The sequence below is a fragment of the Stenotrophomonas sp. PFBMAA-4 genome, from assembly GCF_030053215.1.
Taxonomy (GTDB): domain Bacteria; phylum Pseudomonadota; class Gammaproteobacteria; order Xanthomonadales; family Xanthomonadaceae; genus Stenotrophomonas.
Window position 1 is genome coordinate 1 of sequence record NZ_JASGBW010000031.1, and the last position, 15,947, is coordinate 15,947.

The 15,947-nt window shown below is 67.3% G+C and carries 12 protein-coding genes and 2 pseudogenes; 7 read left to right on the top strand and 7 right to left on the bottom strand.

Annotated elements, in window-relative coordinates; genetic code table 11:
• The 3 genes and pseudogenes from QMZ26_RS16965 to QMZ26_RS16975 form a co-directional block, all read right to left on the bottom strand.
• Positions 1-1,630 (bottom strand): annotated as a pseudogene (locus QMZ26_RS16965) (phospholipase); the annotation flags it as partial.
• A gap of 2 nt (positions 1,631-1,632) precedes the next feature.
• Complete coding sequence (locus QMZ26_RS16970) at positions 1,633-3,750, bottom strand: type VI secretion system Vgr family protein (protein ID WP_283222159.1); 2,118 nt, start codon at positions 3,748-3,750, stop codon at positions 1,633-1,635.
• 75 nt (positions 3,751-3,825) lie between these two features.
• Positions 3,826-5,034: pseudogene (locus tag QMZ26_RS16975) on the bottom strand (phage late control D family protein); the annotation flags it as partial.
• Positions 5,035-5,221: 187 nt separating this feature from the next.
• On the opposite strand from QMZ26_RS16975, the gene QMZ26_RS16980 reads away from it, so the two are divergent.
• The 7 genes from QMZ26_RS16980 (at position 5,222) to QMZ26_RS17010 (ending at position 11,372) form a co-directional block, all read left to right on the top strand.
• On the top strand, positions 5,222-6,205 hold the full coding sequence (locus QMZ26_RS16980) for a PhoH family protein (protein WP_283222140.1): 984 nt from the start codon (positions 5,222-5,224) through the stop codon (positions 6,203-6,205).
• A gap of 147 nt (positions 6,206-6,352) precedes the next feature.
• Positions 6,353-6,838, top strand: coding sequence for an rRNA maturation RNase YbeY (gene ybeY / locus QMZ26_RS16985; RefSeq protein WP_079221336.1), 486 nt, complete (start codon positions 6,353-6,355; stop codon positions 6,836-6,838).
• Positions 6,839-6,888: 50 nt separating this feature from the next.
• A complete protein-coding gene (locus tag QMZ26_RS16990; protein ID WP_283222141.1) occupies positions 6,889-7,494 on the top strand; it encodes a hypothetical protein in 606 nt (201 codons plus the stop codon).
• A gap of 89 nt (positions 7,495-7,583) precedes the next feature.
• Complete coding sequence (locus QMZ26_RS16995; protein ID WP_200731997.1) at positions 7,584-8,138, top strand: hypothetical protein; 555 nt, start codon at positions 7,584-7,586, stop codon at positions 8,136-8,138.
• A gap of 64 nt (positions 8,139-8,202) precedes the next feature.
• Positions 8,203-9,084 (top strand): transporter associated domain-containing protein, encoded by an 882-nt coding sequence (locus QMZ26_RS17000; protein ID WP_079221333.1) that lies wholly within the window; start codon positions 8,203-8,205, stop codon positions 9,082-9,084.
• Positions 9,081-10,343: a DUF4105 domain-containing protein gene (locus QMZ26_RS17005; protein WP_283222142.1), complete on the top strand. Its 1,263-nt coding sequence runs from the start codon at positions 9,081-9,083 to the stop codon at positions 10,341-10,343. The genes QMZ26_RS17000 and QMZ26_RS17005 overlap by 4 nt, the downstream gene beginning before the upstream one ends.
• Before the next feature lie 6 nt (positions 10,344-10,349).
• Positions 10,350-11,372, top strand: coding sequence for a magnesium and cobalt transport protein CorA (locus tag QMZ26_RS17010; RefSeq protein WP_200731996.1), 1,023 nt, complete (start codon positions 10,350-10,352; stop codon positions 11,370-11,372).
• Positions 11,373-11,484: 112 nt separating this feature from the next.
• Here the strand turns inward: QMZ26_RS17010 and QMZ26_RS17015 are convergent, their stop codons facing one another.
• The 4 genes from QMZ26_RS17015 to potA form a co-directional block, all read right to left on the bottom strand.
• Complete coding sequence (locus QMZ26_RS17015; RefSeq protein ID WP_283222143.1) at positions 11,485-12,849, bottom strand: NAD-dependent succinate-semialdehyde dehydrogenase; 1,365 nt, start codon at positions 12,847-12,849, stop codon at positions 11,485-11,487.
• An 85-nt stretch (positions 12,850-12,934) separates the two neighbouring features.
• On the bottom strand, positions 12,935-13,777 hold the full coding sequence (locus QMZ26_RS17020; RefSeq protein ID WP_079221329.1) for an ABC transporter permease subunit: 843 nt from the start codon (positions 13,775-13,777) through the stop codon (positions 12,935-12,937).
• Positions 13,774-14,706 (bottom strand): ABC transporter permease subunit, encoded by a 933-nt coding sequence (locus QMZ26_RS17025; protein WP_079221328.1) that lies wholly within the window; start codon positions 14,704-14,706, stop codon positions 13,774-13,776. Before QMZ26_RS17025 ends, QMZ26_RS17020 begins: the two co-directional genes overlap by 4 nt.
• A complete protein-coding gene (gene potA / locus QMZ26_RS17030; RefSeq protein ID WP_283222144.1) occupies positions 14,703-15,839 on the bottom strand; it encodes a polyamine ABC transporter ATP-binding protein in 1,137 nt (378 codons plus the stop codon). Before potA ends, QMZ26_RS17025 begins: the two co-directional genes overlap by 4 nt.
• Positions 15,840-15,947: the final 108 nt, after the last annotated feature.

The following is a 15,947-nucleotide window of genomic DNA, read 5'->3' on the forward strand; positions in this document are numbered from 1 at the left end:
CCTGCATGCCGCCCATGGACTGCAGCCACTGATCACTCAAGGGCGTCAGTTCCATCCCGCGCGCCAGCGTGGTCTGCTCGGGCACATCCGTCCCGACCAGGCCGTTGGCCCCCCGGATTCCCCAGGTCAAGCTTTCGCGTACCACCGTGCCGATCTCGCGGTCACCGCGCTGGTTCTGCCAGACCATGGCATTCCAGCGGTGCATGAAGTTGCGGCAGATATCGAACACCGCCGGCCCCTGCAGCCGCGCGTGCACGTCCTGCCATGGCATGCGTGGCTGGCGCCCGCTGTCGAGCAGCCGCTGGATGCGATCCACCGGCTCGTTGATCCACTTCACCAGCGATTCCCAGGCCTGCTTCGCCTTGACGATCTTGCTCTCGATCTGGGCATATTTGGCTTCGGCGTCCTTGACCAGCGAGGCGGGATCGCGCACATATCCCACAACGGTGGTGGCCGTGTTGACCGGGCCCAGAATGGCGTCCTTGACCGCGGCCTTGCGCTCATCGAACCATTCACCGAATTTCTTCGCCTGGATCGTGGCGAAAGCTTCCGCGGCACGCGCGGCAGCCGCAGCTGCCTCGCCGACATTGAGCTTGACCGCCTCGTCGGCGGCCCTGTTGGAAGCGGCAGTGACCTCGGCGTACTCCTTCTCGATTTCTGTCAGCCAGCCCTTGATGGCAAGGAAGGTCTTGGCGACCGTACGCTGCACCTTTGTTGCTTCTTCCATGCCTGGGATGACCCATTCTGCGAGCTTGCGGATGCCCTCGCGTTCCAGCGCCTCCGGCACACCCAGCTTGTCCGCGTAGTCCTGCAGTTCGGCCAGCGCAGCGCCTGCGTCCCACTGCGCCTTCATCCGGTCCAGTGCGATGGCCAGGCCCGGCACGTACGCCTGGGCAAAGCCGGGGCGGACACGGCCAGCCGCGTCCGGGCTGGTATCGGGCTTGTCCAGGGTCAGCTCCTGCTCCGCGCTCGTCATGCCGCGGAACTTGCTCAGGCAGTTGTTGTAGTGGTCATTGAGCACGTGCAGCGCCGGGTCGCAGACCACGTCGAAGTTGCCGTCATCCCATCGACCATGCGCGATGTCCAGGCCCCCAACGAAGCCGATGTGCCCATCCACGACCAGGATCTTCTGGTGGTGCGAGAAGGCGATGTTGAAGGCATCGGTGCGGCCGGTGGCCGGGTTGTGCAGGCCGACCTGCACCTGTCCCGGCGTGTTGGCATCCTGCATCTTGTACAAGGCCGTACGCGCCTCGTTCTCGTGGGTATAGGCCGCCGCCTCGACACTGTCGTAGAGCAGCACCCGCACATCCACGCCGCGCTGGTTGATGGCGTCGAACAACAGTTCACTGAGGCGACTGGCGTGGGCGCCTCCGCGTTCGTCCATCTCGGTGTCGAAATTCATCTGCCAGTCGGCGATGAAAATGAATTTCTGCGCGTTGCGGATGGCGTCCGCCATTGCCTTCATCGCCGAACGCCCGTCGGTGAACGCATCGACCTTGTTGCCTTGCCGGACAGGCGCGAACTGGCGATCGGGCGGTGCGTAGTAATCACCGCTGGTGGTGCCCTTCTGCCCGTCCAGGCAGGTCAGGGCGGTATGCGGGACGCTGCCCAGTGTGGTGCCATCTGCCATGACTAGATCTCCTTGCGCTTTGCCGGGTCGGCGTCGATATGCGACTGGAACTCGTACTCGGCGCGCTGCCGGTAGGCGTACAGGGCCGCATCGTCGGGCAGGTCGGCCAGCGTCTTGCCGTAGTTGATCGCCTCGAGGGTGTCCATCGTGGCGCGCACACCGGGCGAGCTGCTGTACGGCCGCGGTCGCTGCAGTGGAATGACGTCGATGCCATGCACCAGGAACAGGCGCCCCGGGAACCGGCCAGCGTCGTTCCAGATTTTCGCGCACAGTGCATCGTCCAGGCTCACATCACCCTGCGCATCCGCCTCGCCCTCGGCAAGCGTCTCGGCCCAGCTTTCTGGCACCAGCGCGCCGTCACGCAGTTCAGCGTCCAAGGCCTTCCGGGTGCGCACGATCTTCCAGGCCTGGCCTGCCAGTGGCAGGCCCTGGGGCCCTGGGATGTCCTGCAGCCGGAAGGCCAACTTTGGAATCTGTTCGCTGAGCGCGCTGGTGGGCATGTCCGGCAGGGGATACGTCAGCTGTGCCGGGCCTATGAACGACTTCTGCCCCGCATGGACGGTCACGGTGCCGGGACAGTTGACCACCAGATTGCCGCCTTCCAGGGTGAGGCTGGCGCCACCGGCCGTGGCGATGTGCAGGGTGCGCGGCGCGGCCATTTCCAGCGTCCCCTGCGCACTGGCAGCACGTTGCGAGGCACGCGAGATGAGGTTGACCCGGTCTGACTGGGCCCGGATGTCCAGCATGGCCTGTCCGGCCACGATGCTCAGCGCCGCATCGCCTGCAAAGTTGCGACTGCCGGCAGCCAGCATGCCGATTGCCTGCCGCGCATGCAGTCGCGCATGGCCCGCAACGCTGGCGTCGCTGTGCTGGCCACTGGCCAGCGCCACATGCTGGGCACTGCTCCAGTGCAGGGACTGCCCGGCGACCATGGCGAGGCCGGCATGGCCGTGCAGCGCCAGGGTGGGCGCATCGGTATGTGGCACCCCGGCGGCTGAAGGCTGTCCAGCGCCATCCGCGCAGGCCTGTGCATAGGCCTGGCCGGAAACGCTGGCACGGGCGACACGCTGCAGGCCGGCCAGACCCGCGCTGTCGTCGGGTGGCGCGTGGCTGGCCAGGCCAACCGTGCCGTGCGTGGCGCTCGTTGCATGGCTGACCTGGGCCAGGGTGGCGGCCTGCCGCAGCAACGCACCGGCCGCGACCACCTCCCCGGCTGGCGACGACGCGCCATGGGGCCTGGCAGTCAGCCACACGCCACGCTCCGCGCGCAGCGTGCCCCACGCATCGGTACGCAGTTCCAGCCCCTCACCGCGCAGTGAGCCGCGATGGTTGTCGGCCGTGTGCAGCAGATGGCCAAGATTCAATTCACTGCTGGCCTGGCTGCTGGCCAGCTGCAGGCGCAGCTGCGCATCGGAATCGTCGAACACCAGGCGGTTGTAACCGGTGCCGGACCACTCGCGCGACTGGATACCCCACAACGCCCCGGCGTGACGGTGCTGCCCCTCGCCTGGCGCCATCGCATGCCAGGCCGGCGCGTGACCGCCCGCAGCATTGCCCTGCGCGCTGGCACCGGTGTCGGTAGCTCGCCCGAACAGCCCGGTATCACCTGCCCCTGCTGCCGCACCGGCGGGGGTGGGTACGATGCCTGCATCGCCGCGACCGTTGTAGAGCGCGCCGAGCACCAGCGGCCGGTCGATGTCGCCTTCGATGAAGCCGACCAGCACCTCCTGGCCGACACGCGGCAGGAACTGCGACCCGACACCCGGCCCGGCATAGCGCTGCGCCACGCGCATCCAGCATGTGGCGTCCGCATCGGCAGCCCCTTGCAGATGCAGGCGCACGCGGACCCGGCCCTGGCTGTCTGCATGCAGGTCCGCATCGTCGCGGCCGCCACCGCTGATGACCGTGGCCGACTGGTAGCCCGGCGCAAGCGGGCGCGGATTGAGGCGCTCCCCCGTACCATCGGGCAACACGGGCCGCCACGGTTTCTGCTGGTCGACGGCGCGGAACCGATTGACGCAGCCGGTGGCGGAGGCGGCGTCCGGCGGCGCACCTGGCAGCGTCCTGCAGGCATCCAGCCAAGCCGCGGGTGCTTCGGCGCGCCACGGCTGGGAAACCATGGCCAGCGGCGATGGGTTGCACCCGTGGTGCAGCACCTCGATTGGCAGGATCACCGGCGCGGGATCCGTGCCATAACCCAGGACGCGTATGAAGCGACCGGCCTGCAGGCTGCGGATACTCCCCGCCCCCACCCAACCGGCCAGGCCCGCTTCATGCGCTTCCGCCGCGCGGCGGGCCCGGCGCTGCCCGTCATCTGCCTGGGCGAAGGCATGGGCGCCGACGGGCTCGTAGATCTCGCGCGGACTGCTGCCTGCGCCCTGCAAGGGCAGCTGGACATGGCGCACCACCGGCCCCTGATAGTCGCTGGTGGAAAGGGACAGGCGGTTGCTGCCCAACAGGCGGTGCGGGCCCAGCTGCTGCAGCGTGTCCGTCGCCTCGGTGCCGTCGTTGCGATGGAAGCGGATGCCGCCATCGCGGGCCGACTATGGGTTTTCCGGCTGCACGGTGCTGTCGAACGACATCACCAGGGTCAGTCCGTCGCCGCTGTCACCATCGAAGGCGCAGGCGATTCCCTCTTCGGCGAGCAGGCGCAGCACGAATGCCAGATCCGGCTCCCGGTACTGCACGCAGTAGCTGCGCACGGGCGCGGTGGCCAGGGCAGCCACGGCATCGTCGCTCCAGCGCCAACGGGCCAGATCGCCATGCCCGCCCAGCACGTCCTCGACGATGTCGCGCACGGGGCGCTCCTGGTACACCCGGCTGTGCCGGGCATGACCCAGAAACCACGTCCATGGCACAAGATGCAGGCGGTAGCGGGCCAGCCCGCCGTCGCTGCCGAGCAGGCAGGCCTCGGCGACATGCCCCCAGCGGAGATGGTCCTGCCCGTCGTCGAGGCGGGTGAGCAGCGCCCCGCTTCGGCCCAGCCAGGCGTCGAGCGGCAGGTTGGCATCCGGGTGCAGCACATCCACCCAGTAATCGAATCCGCTGGCCAGGTGTTCATGGCCCCACCACTGTTCGACGAACAACGGCGGCAGGCCCTCGGCCTGCAGGCGGTGCAGCTGGTGATCGGGCTCCAGCCCGACCAGCGAAGCAAGCGCGGAATGCGCACGTGAAGCGTCCATGACTTCTCCTGTGCCAGGCGCTCCTGCGCCGGCGATGGCCTGATGCCACCTTCCACGCGGACCTGACCAGGCCCGGCCGCCGACTTCCCTTGGCGGTCGCGTCTGACCCGGCGCCCTGCGCCGATCCTCGCGGAAGACCCTGTTCCATTGGGACTCGGGGCCGATATTCATCTCCGGACCAGCCGCCGTCAAGTTCCCGTCACATCCGCCAACGTCGGCCATGACGGTTTTTTCACCACCGGCTCATGAGGCTTGTGGCACAAGCGATACAGGCGTCTATCCACAGGTTTCCTGCGGCCCGGTCCACACGGGGTGTGGAAAACGCCCGACGCTGGCCGTGCGGCCCTGCCGCGCGCTACCCTTGCTGCTTGAATCCACTGTGGTGCAAGGCTTCCGCCCTACCCGATCAATGAAAAGCATCGAGCATCGAGATTTCACCCTGTCGCCGGAAGACAACGAGCGACTGGCCAACCTGTGCGGCCCCTTTGATGGGCATTTGCGACAGATCGAGCTGAAGCTCGGTGTGGAGATCGCCAACCGCGGCTTCGTGTTCCGCATCAGCGGGCCGGGCGAGGCGATCATCGAGGCGCAGAAGCTGATCGAAGCGCTGTATGTCGAAGCCGCCGAGACCACCTTTGACAGCCACGGCATCCACCTGCGCCTGGCGCAGGCCAATGTCGAGCAGATCGCCGAGCGTTCCTACGAAGCGCAGGATGTGGCGATCAAGGTCAAGCGCGGCACCGTGCGCGGCCGCGGCGCCAACCAGGGCCGCTACCTGCACCAGATCGCGACCCATGACATCAACTTCGGCATCGGCCCGGCCGGTACCGGCAAGACCTTCCTGGCCGTGGCCAGCGCCGTCGAGGCTCTCAACGAGTCACGCGTGCAGCGGCTGATCCTGGTGCGCCCGGCGGTGGAAGCCGGCGAGAAGCTGGGCTTCCTGCCCGGCGACCTGAGCCAGAAGGTCGACCCCTATCTGCGCCCGCTGTACGACGCCCTGTACGAAATGATGGGCGTGGAGAAGGTGGTCAAGCTGCTGGAAAAGAACGTCATCGAGATCGCGCCGCTGGCCTACATGCGCGGCCGCACGCTCAACGACGCGTTCGTGATCCTGGACGAGGCGCAGAACACCACCATCGAACAGATGAAGATGTTCCTGACCCGCCTGGGCTACGGCTCCACTGCAGTGGTCACCGGCGACCTGACCCAGACCGACCTGCCCAAGCACGTGAAGTCGGGCCTGCGCGATGCCATCGACGTGCTGCGCGATGTGGAAGGCGTGACGTTCACGTTCTTCGAGGCACGCGACGTCGTGCGCCACCCGCTGGTGGCGCGTATCGTCAATGCCTACGACCGCCGCGACCTGCATCAGCTCAAGCCGGGCGCCGAATAACCGTACGCTGCCGTCGCGAGGCGGCCCGGGCTCCGCTGGAAGGTACCGGAAGGATGAGGATCGACTATGACGCCGGCGACTGGACGTCGCAGTAAGACGCCACACGCGCGATACTGTCGCCTCTCAGATCTGAATGCCGGAATTGTCATGACCAAGGGCCCCGTCCGCCTCGATGTCGCCATCAGCTATGCCCTGCCCCGCGCCGGGCTGCCGGCGGCGGTGAGCTTCCGCAAATGGGTGGCCGCGGCCCTGAAGGGCCGTATCCGCGAGGCCGACCTGGCCATCCGCGTGGTCGATGCCAAGGAAGGCCAGTCGCTGAACCGGCATTACCGTGGCAAGGATTACGCCACCAACGTGCTCAGCTTCCCGGCCGATGTGCCCGAAGGCCTGCCCAAGGGCGTGAAGTTCCCGCTGCTGGGTGACCTGGTGATCTGCGCGCCGGTGGTGGCCCGCGAGGCCGACGAGCAGGGCAAGGCCCTGAATGCCCACTACGCGCACCTGACCGTGCACGGCGTGCTGCACCTGCTGGGCTGGGACCACGAGGACGACAAGGAAGCCGAGGCGATGGAACAGCTCGAGCGCGAGATCCTGGCCGAGCTCGGTATCGAAGACCCCTACGCCGGCGAGCGCTGAGCCGCGTACGGCGCTATCCTGCAGCTGCAACCTCCCCGGAGACACGGACGATGATGGGTGACATGGGGCCGATGCTGGCCAAAACGGCGATCTTTGCCCTGCTGCTGGTGGTGGCCGCCAACCTGCTGCACCGCCTAGGCGCCCGCCACCCTGATGGCCGGCATTGGCTGCTGCGCACGCTGGCCGTGCTGTCGCCGTCCAGCCTGCTGGCCGCGCTGGCGGTAGGCGTGGTCGGCCCGCACATGCTGACGGGCCCTGGGCCGGTGAGCAGCAACGGCACGCTGTGGATGACGTCGATGGTGCTGATCCTGATCGGCGCGTTCTCCGCGCCGGTATGCTGGCGCGTGGTCCTGCAGAAGCGCCTCGGCCGCGACAGCAGCAGCCTGCCGTTCTTCCATGCAAGCCGTGCGCAGCTGTGGGCGCTGTTCGTACTTGCCACGGTGTACATGATCGTCATCCCTCGTTCGGTCGCTGATGTGCCGGACTGGCTGCTGGAATCGGGCCCCCTGCAGCTTGCATTGCGTGCGGTGCTGCAATTGGTGCACGTGGCACTGTTCTCGGCGATGCTGACCCTGCCGGTGATGGCGCTGCGCGCCGTGGCCCGTCGTTCGCTGGGGCGCATGCGGTCCCTGTTGGGCCGCACCTCGCAGGGCTGAGCATGCCCCCCGGGTGCGCCCCGGCCTGTCCGGTCGCGGGCGCCCCCCTCCGCCGCTACCATGTCCAGGCACCCTCCATTGCGGATCCCATGCCTGTGCTGCTGCGTACTGCCCTGCCCCTGCTGCTTGCCTCTTTCGCCGCCACCGCTTCGGCCGCCCCGCTGGACCTGCCGGCCCTGATCGAATGCCGCCAGGGCGTAGCCGAGCATGCCGCGCTGGCGCCGCTGCTGGCCGACCCGCTGAAGGCCGTGGCCCAGGGCCTGCAGCCGCTGCCGCAGGGCAACCAGTTCATGAGCGAATTCCGCCTGGCCAACCCCATCACCGTGTTCGGCCAGCAGACCGAACGGGTGGCCCTGGCCGGCGCCAGCGTGATGGCCGTGCTGGACCAGGCCGACCCGCACCCGCTGGCCAAGCGCCTGGAACTGGAAACCGGCTACGACCAGGACGGCAAGTTCATGGCCGGCCGCGAGGTGGTCAGCCGCGACGTGACCAACCCCAGGACCGGCGAGGCCCAGATCGAATCGATCATCCTCAGCGTGTCGACGGTGGCCAGCCACCCCGGCAAGACCCTGGCCGGCTGCACCTACAGCCTGGATCTGCCGGCCGAGGACGAGGTTCCGGCCGCCGCCGGCGGCGGTCACTGAAAGGCCCCAACATCCTGCTAGACTTGGGGCAACGCCCGGCTTGCCGGGTGCCCTTTTTCCAGAGATGTCAGAAGACGACAGTAGTAGCTCCTCCCTGGAGCCCCATGAAAAGAAGCGCGGCTGGCTTGAACGCCTGACCTCCGCCTTCTCCGGCGAACCCCATACCCGCGACGAGCTGGTCGCTGTCCTGCACACCGCGCAGGAGGAGGGTCTGATCGCCGCCGATACCCTGAAGATGATGGAGGGCGCCATTTCGGTGGCCGAGCTGACCGTGGGCGACGTGATGATCTCGCGCTCGCAGATGGTCTCTCTGCCGGTCGAGGCGCCGTTCCTGGACCTGATGAAACAGGTCGTCGAATCGGGCCACTCACGCTTCCCGGTGCACGGCGAGAACAAGGACGACATCCTTGGCATCCTGCTGGCCAAGGACCTGCTGCGCGGCGTGGTAGCCGACAACGGGCCGGCCAACGTGCGCGAGCTGCTGCGTCCGGCGGTGCTGATCCCCGAGGCGAAGAAGCTCAACGTGCTGCTGAAGGAGTTCCGCCTGTCGCGCAACCACATGGCCATGGTGGTGGACGAGTACGGCGGTGTCGCCGGCCTGGTCACCATCGAGGACGTGCTGGAACAGATCGTCGGCGAGATCGACGACGAGCATGACGAGGCCGAGGACCAGTCGGCGCAGATCGCGATCCAGGCCGACGGCCGCTACGTGGTCGATGCACTGACCGCGATCGGTGATTTCAACGAGCGTTTCGGTGCCACGTTCTCCGACGAGGACTACGACACCATCGGCGGCCTGGTGACTGAGGCGATCGGCCACCTGCCCGAGGTCGGCGATGAGCTGGCGCTGGACCGCTTCATGTTCCGCGTGGCGCGTGCTGATGCGCGCCGGGTGCAGGCCTTCCATGTGACGGTGCTGCCGCCGGACGAGCAGGACGACGCTTGAAGCGCCGGGGCCTGATCCTGAGTGTGTGGCTGGCACTGTGCGTGCTGGCCATGGCCCTGCCGCAGGCGGCCTTCGCGCAGGCGGCCTCGGCGGCTTCGGCCGCCCCGGCGGCCGGCGTCGCCAGCCCGCAGGAGGCACCGGCGCCGCGCATCGGCGTGGTGACCATGCAGCCGGGCACGGTGTTCTTCGAGCGCTTCGGCCACGACGCCATCGTGGTCCTCGACCCGGTCAGCGGCGAGGCGATCTCGTACAACTTCGGTTATTTCGATCCGTCCGAGGATGATTTCATCAGCCGCTTCGCACGCGGCGACATGATGTACTACCTGGTGGCGCTGCCGCTGCAGCAGGACCTGTCGTACTACGACGAGACCGGCCGCGGTGCCAGCGTGCAGTGGCTGGACCTGCGCCCGGACCAGGCCCGTGCCCTGGCCGCGGGCCTGGCCGAACGGGCGAAGCCGGAAAACGCGCGCTACCACTACGACTACTACACCGCCAACTGCGCCACGATGGTGCGCGACACCTTGAACGAAGCACTGGATGGCGGCCTGCATGCGCAGCTGTCCGGGCGTTCGCGCGGCAACACCTACCGCAGCGAATCGGTGCGGCTGGCCTCGCCGGCACCGTGGATGTGGCTGGGCTTCGACGTCGGCCTCGGGCCCTTCGCCGACCAGCCGCTGTCGCGCTGGCAGGAAGCCTTCGTGCCGATGCGCCTGGCCGATGCGCTGCGCCAGGTGCGCAACAGCGATGGCCGGCCACTGGTGCAGAGCGAGCAGGAGCTGCTGCCGCACCGCATCGCGGCCGAACCGAAGGAATTCGCCCGGCGCTGGTGGCCGTGGCTGCTGTGCGGGCTGGTGATCGCCGCCGGCGTGCTGGCCCTGCGCAGCCGCCCGCGCCTGCTGGCCGGGCTGGCCCTGCCGTTCTGGCTGCTGTGCGCGCTGTTCGGCGGCGTGCTGGTGTTCCTGTGGGGCTTCAGCATCCACTACGCCGCCTGGGCCAATCGCAACCTGCTGCTGCTCTCGCCGCTGGCGGTGCTGCTGCTGCCGGGCGCCATCGCCCTGCTGCGCCGGCGCGTGCCCGGGCGCATGTTCAGCATCGTCCTGTGGCTGCTGGCCGCGCAGTCGGTGGCCGCCCTCGTGCTGCACTGGCTGAGCCTGCAGGCGCAGTACAACGTGCAGTGGATCGTGCTGCTGCTGCCGGTGCACGTGGCACTGGCCTGGGTGCTGGCGCGTCGTCCTCACTTGTCCGAAACACCCCGCTGACGCAGGATGGCGGGCATGTCATTGCCCGCCTCCGCTTCCGCCCCCGCATCGAACAACCCCGCCTGCGTCATCAACTGCGTCCACTACGATGACCAGGGCAAGCGCCACGACATCAGCCTGGATGCCATCAGCGACGTGATCGCCAGTGGCAACGGTTTCGTCTGGGTCGGCCTGTTCGACCCCAACGATGACGTGCTGCTGAAACTGCAGGAAGAATTCTGCCTGCACGATCTGGCCATCGAGGATGCGCGCAACGCGCACCAGCGCCCGAAGGCCGAGGCCTACGGCAACTCGCTGTTCGTGGTGATGACCACCGCGCAGATGGTCGACGAGCGCATCCAGTATGGCGAAACCCACGCCTTCCTCGGCCCACGCTTCCTGGTGACGGTACGCCACGGTGCATCGCTGTCGTATGCACCGGTGCGCGCGCGCGTGGAACGCGAACCGCAGCTGCTGAAGATGGGCGCGTCCTACTGCCTGTACGCGGTGGCCGATTTCGTGGTGGACAACTACCTGCCGATCACCACCCGCTTCCGCGACACGCTGGACCTGCTGGAGAAGGACATCTTCGCCGAGACCTACAAGCGCAGCACAGTGACGCGCCTGTACGAACTCAAGCGCGAACTGAACAAGATGCGCATGGCGGTGGCGCCACTGCAGGACGTGCTGGCGCAGCTGCGCCGCTACCAGGGCGAGCTGATTCCCGACGAAGTGAAGCTGTACGTGCGTGACGTGCACGACCACGCCGCGCGCATCAGCGATGTGATCGATACGCTGCGCGAGATGCTGGGTACGGCCCTGAGCGTGAACCTGTCGCTGGTGACGCTGGCACAGGGTGAGACGGTGAAGCGCCTGGGTGCGTGGGCGGCACTGCTGGCCGCGCCGACGCTGATCACCAGCTGGTACGGCATGAATTTCAGCCACATGCCCGAGCTCAACCAGCCGTGGTCCTACCCGTTGATGATCGTCGGCGTGGCCGTGGTATGCGTGGGCCTGTACCGGTTGTTCAAGCGTGCCAGATGGTTGTAGGGCGCTTTTTGTAGAGTCGAGCTTGCTCGACTGATGCCTGCCAAAGCAGTCGAGCAAGCTCGACTCTACGAGAGCGCAGAGTCGAGCATGGCTCGACTCTACAGAAGCGGGATCAGGCCACGTAGACGGTCTTGATGTTCATGAACTCATGGATGCCGTGGTCGGCCAGTTCGCGGCCGAAGCCCGACTCCTTGCTGCCGCCGAACGGCAGGCGCGCATCACTCTTGACGATGGCGTTGACGAAGGCCGCGCCGCACTCCATGCGCTGGGCGAAGCGCTCGCCGCGCACCACGTCGGCGGTCCACACGCTGCCGCCCAGGCCGAAGCGGGTGTCGTTGGCCACGCGCAGGGCCTCGGCTTCGTCCTTGACCCGGATCACCGCGGCCACCGGCCCGAACAGTTCCTCGTCGTAGGCCGGCATGCCCGGCCCGACCTGATCGAGCACCGTGGCCGGGTAGCCCGCGTGGGTGCCGGCAATCGGTTCGCCGCCCACCCGCACGCGCGCGCCCTTGGCCACGCTGGCCTGTACCTGCTTGTGCAGTTCATCGCGCAGGTCGGCACGCGCCATCGGCGCCAGCGTGGTGCCACGCTCGTTCGGATCACCGTACTGGCGCTGGCCGGCGGCCTCGACGAAGCGGTCGGTGAAGGCATCGGCCACCGCATCGACCACGATGAAGCGCTTGGCCGCGATGCAGGTCTGCCCGCTGTTGTCGAAGCGCGACTTCACTGCGGCGGCGACGGTCTTGTCCAGGTCAGCATCGTCGAGCACGACGAAGGCATCGCTGCCGCCCAGCTCCATCACCGATTTCTTCAGCTGGCTGCCGGCGTTGGAGGCAATCGAACGCCCTGCCCGCTCGCTGCCGGTCAGGGTCACCGCCTTCACCCGCGCATCGCGCAGCACGTCGGCCGCCTGGTCGTTGTTGATATGCAGCACATCGAACACACCCGCCGGCAGGCCGCCATCACGGCACACCGCCAGGATCAGGTCGGCGCACTGCGGCACGTTGCTGGCGTGCTTGAGCAGGGCGACATTGCCGGCCATGAACGCCGGGGCCAGGAAACGGAACACCTGCCAGATCGGGAAATTCCACGGCATCACCGCGAACACGCAGCCGATCGGCTCATAGCGCACATAGCTGCGCTGCGCCTCGGTGTCGATGATCTGCGGCTTCAGGTAATCGGCAGCGTGGCCGGCATAGAACTCGCAGGCGGCCGCGCATTTGTCGACCTCGGCCAGCGCCTCGGCCTTCAGCTTGCCCATCTCGCCGGTCATCGCCTGCTGCAGGTCGTCGCGGCGTGCGCGCAGCTGGGCGGCGATGCTTTTGAGGATGGCGCCGCGATCCTGCAGCGAGCGCTCGGCCCACGCCGGGAACGCGTCGGCAGCGGCCTGCAGGCGCTGCTCGATGTCGGCCGTGCCGAGCAGTTCATGGCGGTAGGTGACCAGGCCGGTGGCCGGATTGACGATTTCGACGGTCATGGGGGATCTCCATCAGGCAGATCCCCAGTGTGCGCCCGATCCCGTGAGCCGGGTGTTGCCGCCGCATGGCGGCGGCGTGCGGGCCTCAGCCGTTGTCCTGGCGGGCCAGCTGCAGGTCGCGCTGGCGGCGCTTTTCGGCACGCGCGTTGATGTACCAGCCGATCACTGCGGCCACCGACACCGCCGACACCAGCAGGGTTGCCAGCGCGTTGATCTTCGGGCTGATACCCATGCGCACCGAAGCGAACACCTTCATCGGCAACGTGGTCGAGCCCGGGGTGGCGACGAAGCTGGCAACCACCACGTCATCCAGCGACAGGGTGAAGGCCAGCAGCCAGCCCGCCACCAGCGCCGGGGCGATGATCGGCAGGGTGATGCGGCCGAACACCGTCAGCCGGCTGGCGCCGAGATCCATCGCCGCTTCTTCCAGCGAGAGATCCATTTCCTGCAGGCGCGAGGACACCACCACGGTGACGAAGCACAGGGTGAAGGTGACGTGGGCGATCCAGATGGTGGCCAGGCCGCGAGCGGGGAAGCCGGGAATGGCGCCCATCGAGGCCAGCAGGGCCATCAGCGAGAAGCCCAGGATGACATCGGGCATGACCAGTGGCGCGGTGACCAGCGCACCAAACACCTGCTTGCCACGGAAACGGCGGAAGCGGGTCATCACCATCGCCGCCAGCGTGCCCAGCACGGTGGCGGTGCAGGCGGTCCAGAACGCTACGACCAGGCTGGTCCACATCGCATCCATCAGCGCGCGGTCGGCGAACAGGTCGCTGTAGGCACGGGTGGAGAACCCGGCCCAGACCATCGCCAGCCGCGAGCTGTTGAACGAATAGAACATCAACAGCAGGATCGGCAGGTACAGGAAGGCGAAGCCGAGCACCAGCACGCCCAGGCCCAGGCCCTTTGCGCTGCGCGGGCTCATGCCTGCTTCCCTTCCAGCAGGCGCTGCTGGGATCGGTTGAACCAGAGGATGGGCACCAGCAGCAGCAGGATCATCGCCACCGCCATGGCCGAAGCGCCCGGCCAGTTGCGGTTGTTGAAAAACTCGTTCCACAGCTGGCGGCCGACCATCAGCGTTTCCGAGCCACCGAGCATTTCCGGGATCACGAACTCACCCACCGCCGGGATCATCACCAGCATGCAGCCGGCGATGATGCCGGCCTTGGACAACGGCAGGGTGATGCGCAGGAAGGCCTGCCAGGGCTTGGCGCCGAGATCGTAGGCCGCTTCCAGCAGGCGGTTGTCATGCTTGACCAGGTTGGCGTACAGCGGCAGCACCATGAAGGGCAGATAGCAGTAAACGATGCCGATGTAGGCCGCGGTCGGGGTGTCGATCAGCTGCAGCTTGGGCAGGCCCATGCTGGTCATCAGCGATTGCAGGCCGGTGAACTGCAGGAACTGGTCGAGCAGGCCGTTGCGGTCCAGGATCGCCTTCCACGCATACACGCGGATCAGGAACGAGGTCCACGACGGCAGCACCACCAGCATCATCGCTACGTTGCGCGCGGCCGGCGACAGGCGCGCGATGGCATAGGCCATCGGGTAGCCGATCAGCAGGGTGAGAAAGGTGGAGATGGCCGCGATCTTGATCGAGCTGAGGAACGCCTGGGCGTAGATCGAATCGCGGAACAGCGCCAGGTAGTTCTCGAGGTTGAGCTTCAGCGAGAACGCGCCATCGACGTACTGCAGCAGCCAGGTATACGGCGGCGAGCCGACCCGGCTGTGCGAGAAGCTGATCATCAGCACGATCAGGAACGGCACCGCGAAGAACAGCAGCAGCCACAGGTAGGGAATGCCGATGACCGTGGCACGCGTGCCCGGCAGCCAGCGCTTCAGGCCCGCCGCGCTCATGAGGTCAGCACCACGCCGTCGTTGTCACGCCAGTGCACCCACACCTGGTCGCCCCAGGTCAGGCCATCGCTGGCCCAGCGCTGCGAGTTGGCGAAGTTGGCCAGCACCTTGGCACCACTGGGCAGGCGCACGTGGTAGACCGAATGGCTGCCGAAATAGGCGATGTCCTCGATCACGCCCTGCGCCTTGTTGGTCGGCGCGTCCGGCTCGTCCTTGCCGATCATCACTTTTTCCGGGCGCAGCGCGAACGCGACCGGCTGCCCTTCGTAGCAGGTGATGCCGTGGGCGATGTAGACCGGCGCCGGGAACAGCGGCGAGCGCACGGTCACGTACTCGGGAAGGTCTTCGTCGATGACCCCTTCAAACAGATTGACCGAGCCGATGAAGCCGGCAACGAAACGGTTGGCGGGCTGCTCGTAGACCTCATCGGGCTTGCCGACCTGCTGGATCCAGCCGGCATCCATCACCGCGATGCGGGTGGCCATGGTCATGGCCTCTTCCTGGTCGTGGGTGACCATCACGCAGGTCACGCCGGAGGATTCGATGATGCTGACCAGTTCCAGCTGCATCTGCGAGCGCAGCTTCTTGTCCAGCGCGCCCATCGGTTCGTCCAGCAACAGCAGCTTGGGCCCCTTGGCCAGCGACCGTGCCAGCGCCACGCGCTGCTGCTGGCCGCCGGACAGCTGGTGCGGCTTGCGCTTGCCCAGGTGCGCCATCTGCACCAGGTCCAGCATCTCGCCCACGCGACGGCTGATCGCATCCTTGGCCAGGCCATCCTGCTTCAGGCCGAAGGCGATGTTCTGCTCGACCGTCATGTGCGGGAACAGGGCGTAGGACTGGAACATCATGTTGACCGGCCGCTGGTACGGCGGCAGTGCATCCAGGCGCTGGCCATCGAGGGTGATGCTGCCCTTGGTGGGCGTCTCGAAGCCGCCCAGGCAGCGCAGCAGGGTCGATTTGCCGCTGCCCGAGCCACCGAGCAGGGCAAAGATCTCGCCCTTGCGCACGTCCAGGTTGACGTCGTCGACGGCGACGAAGCCGTCGAATTCCTTGCGCAGGTCACGAATGGAAAGATAGCCGGGCACACCGTTCGCATCGACGACGGCGGCTTCCGGCTGGGCTTCAACGGGCATGGGGGCTCCGGGAGCGGGCGGTGGACAGCGGCGGCCATTCTACCGGCCGGGGGGCGCAAATGCGTGCCGACCAACGGTCGGCACCTACCGGGCCGGAGGGCCCGCGGG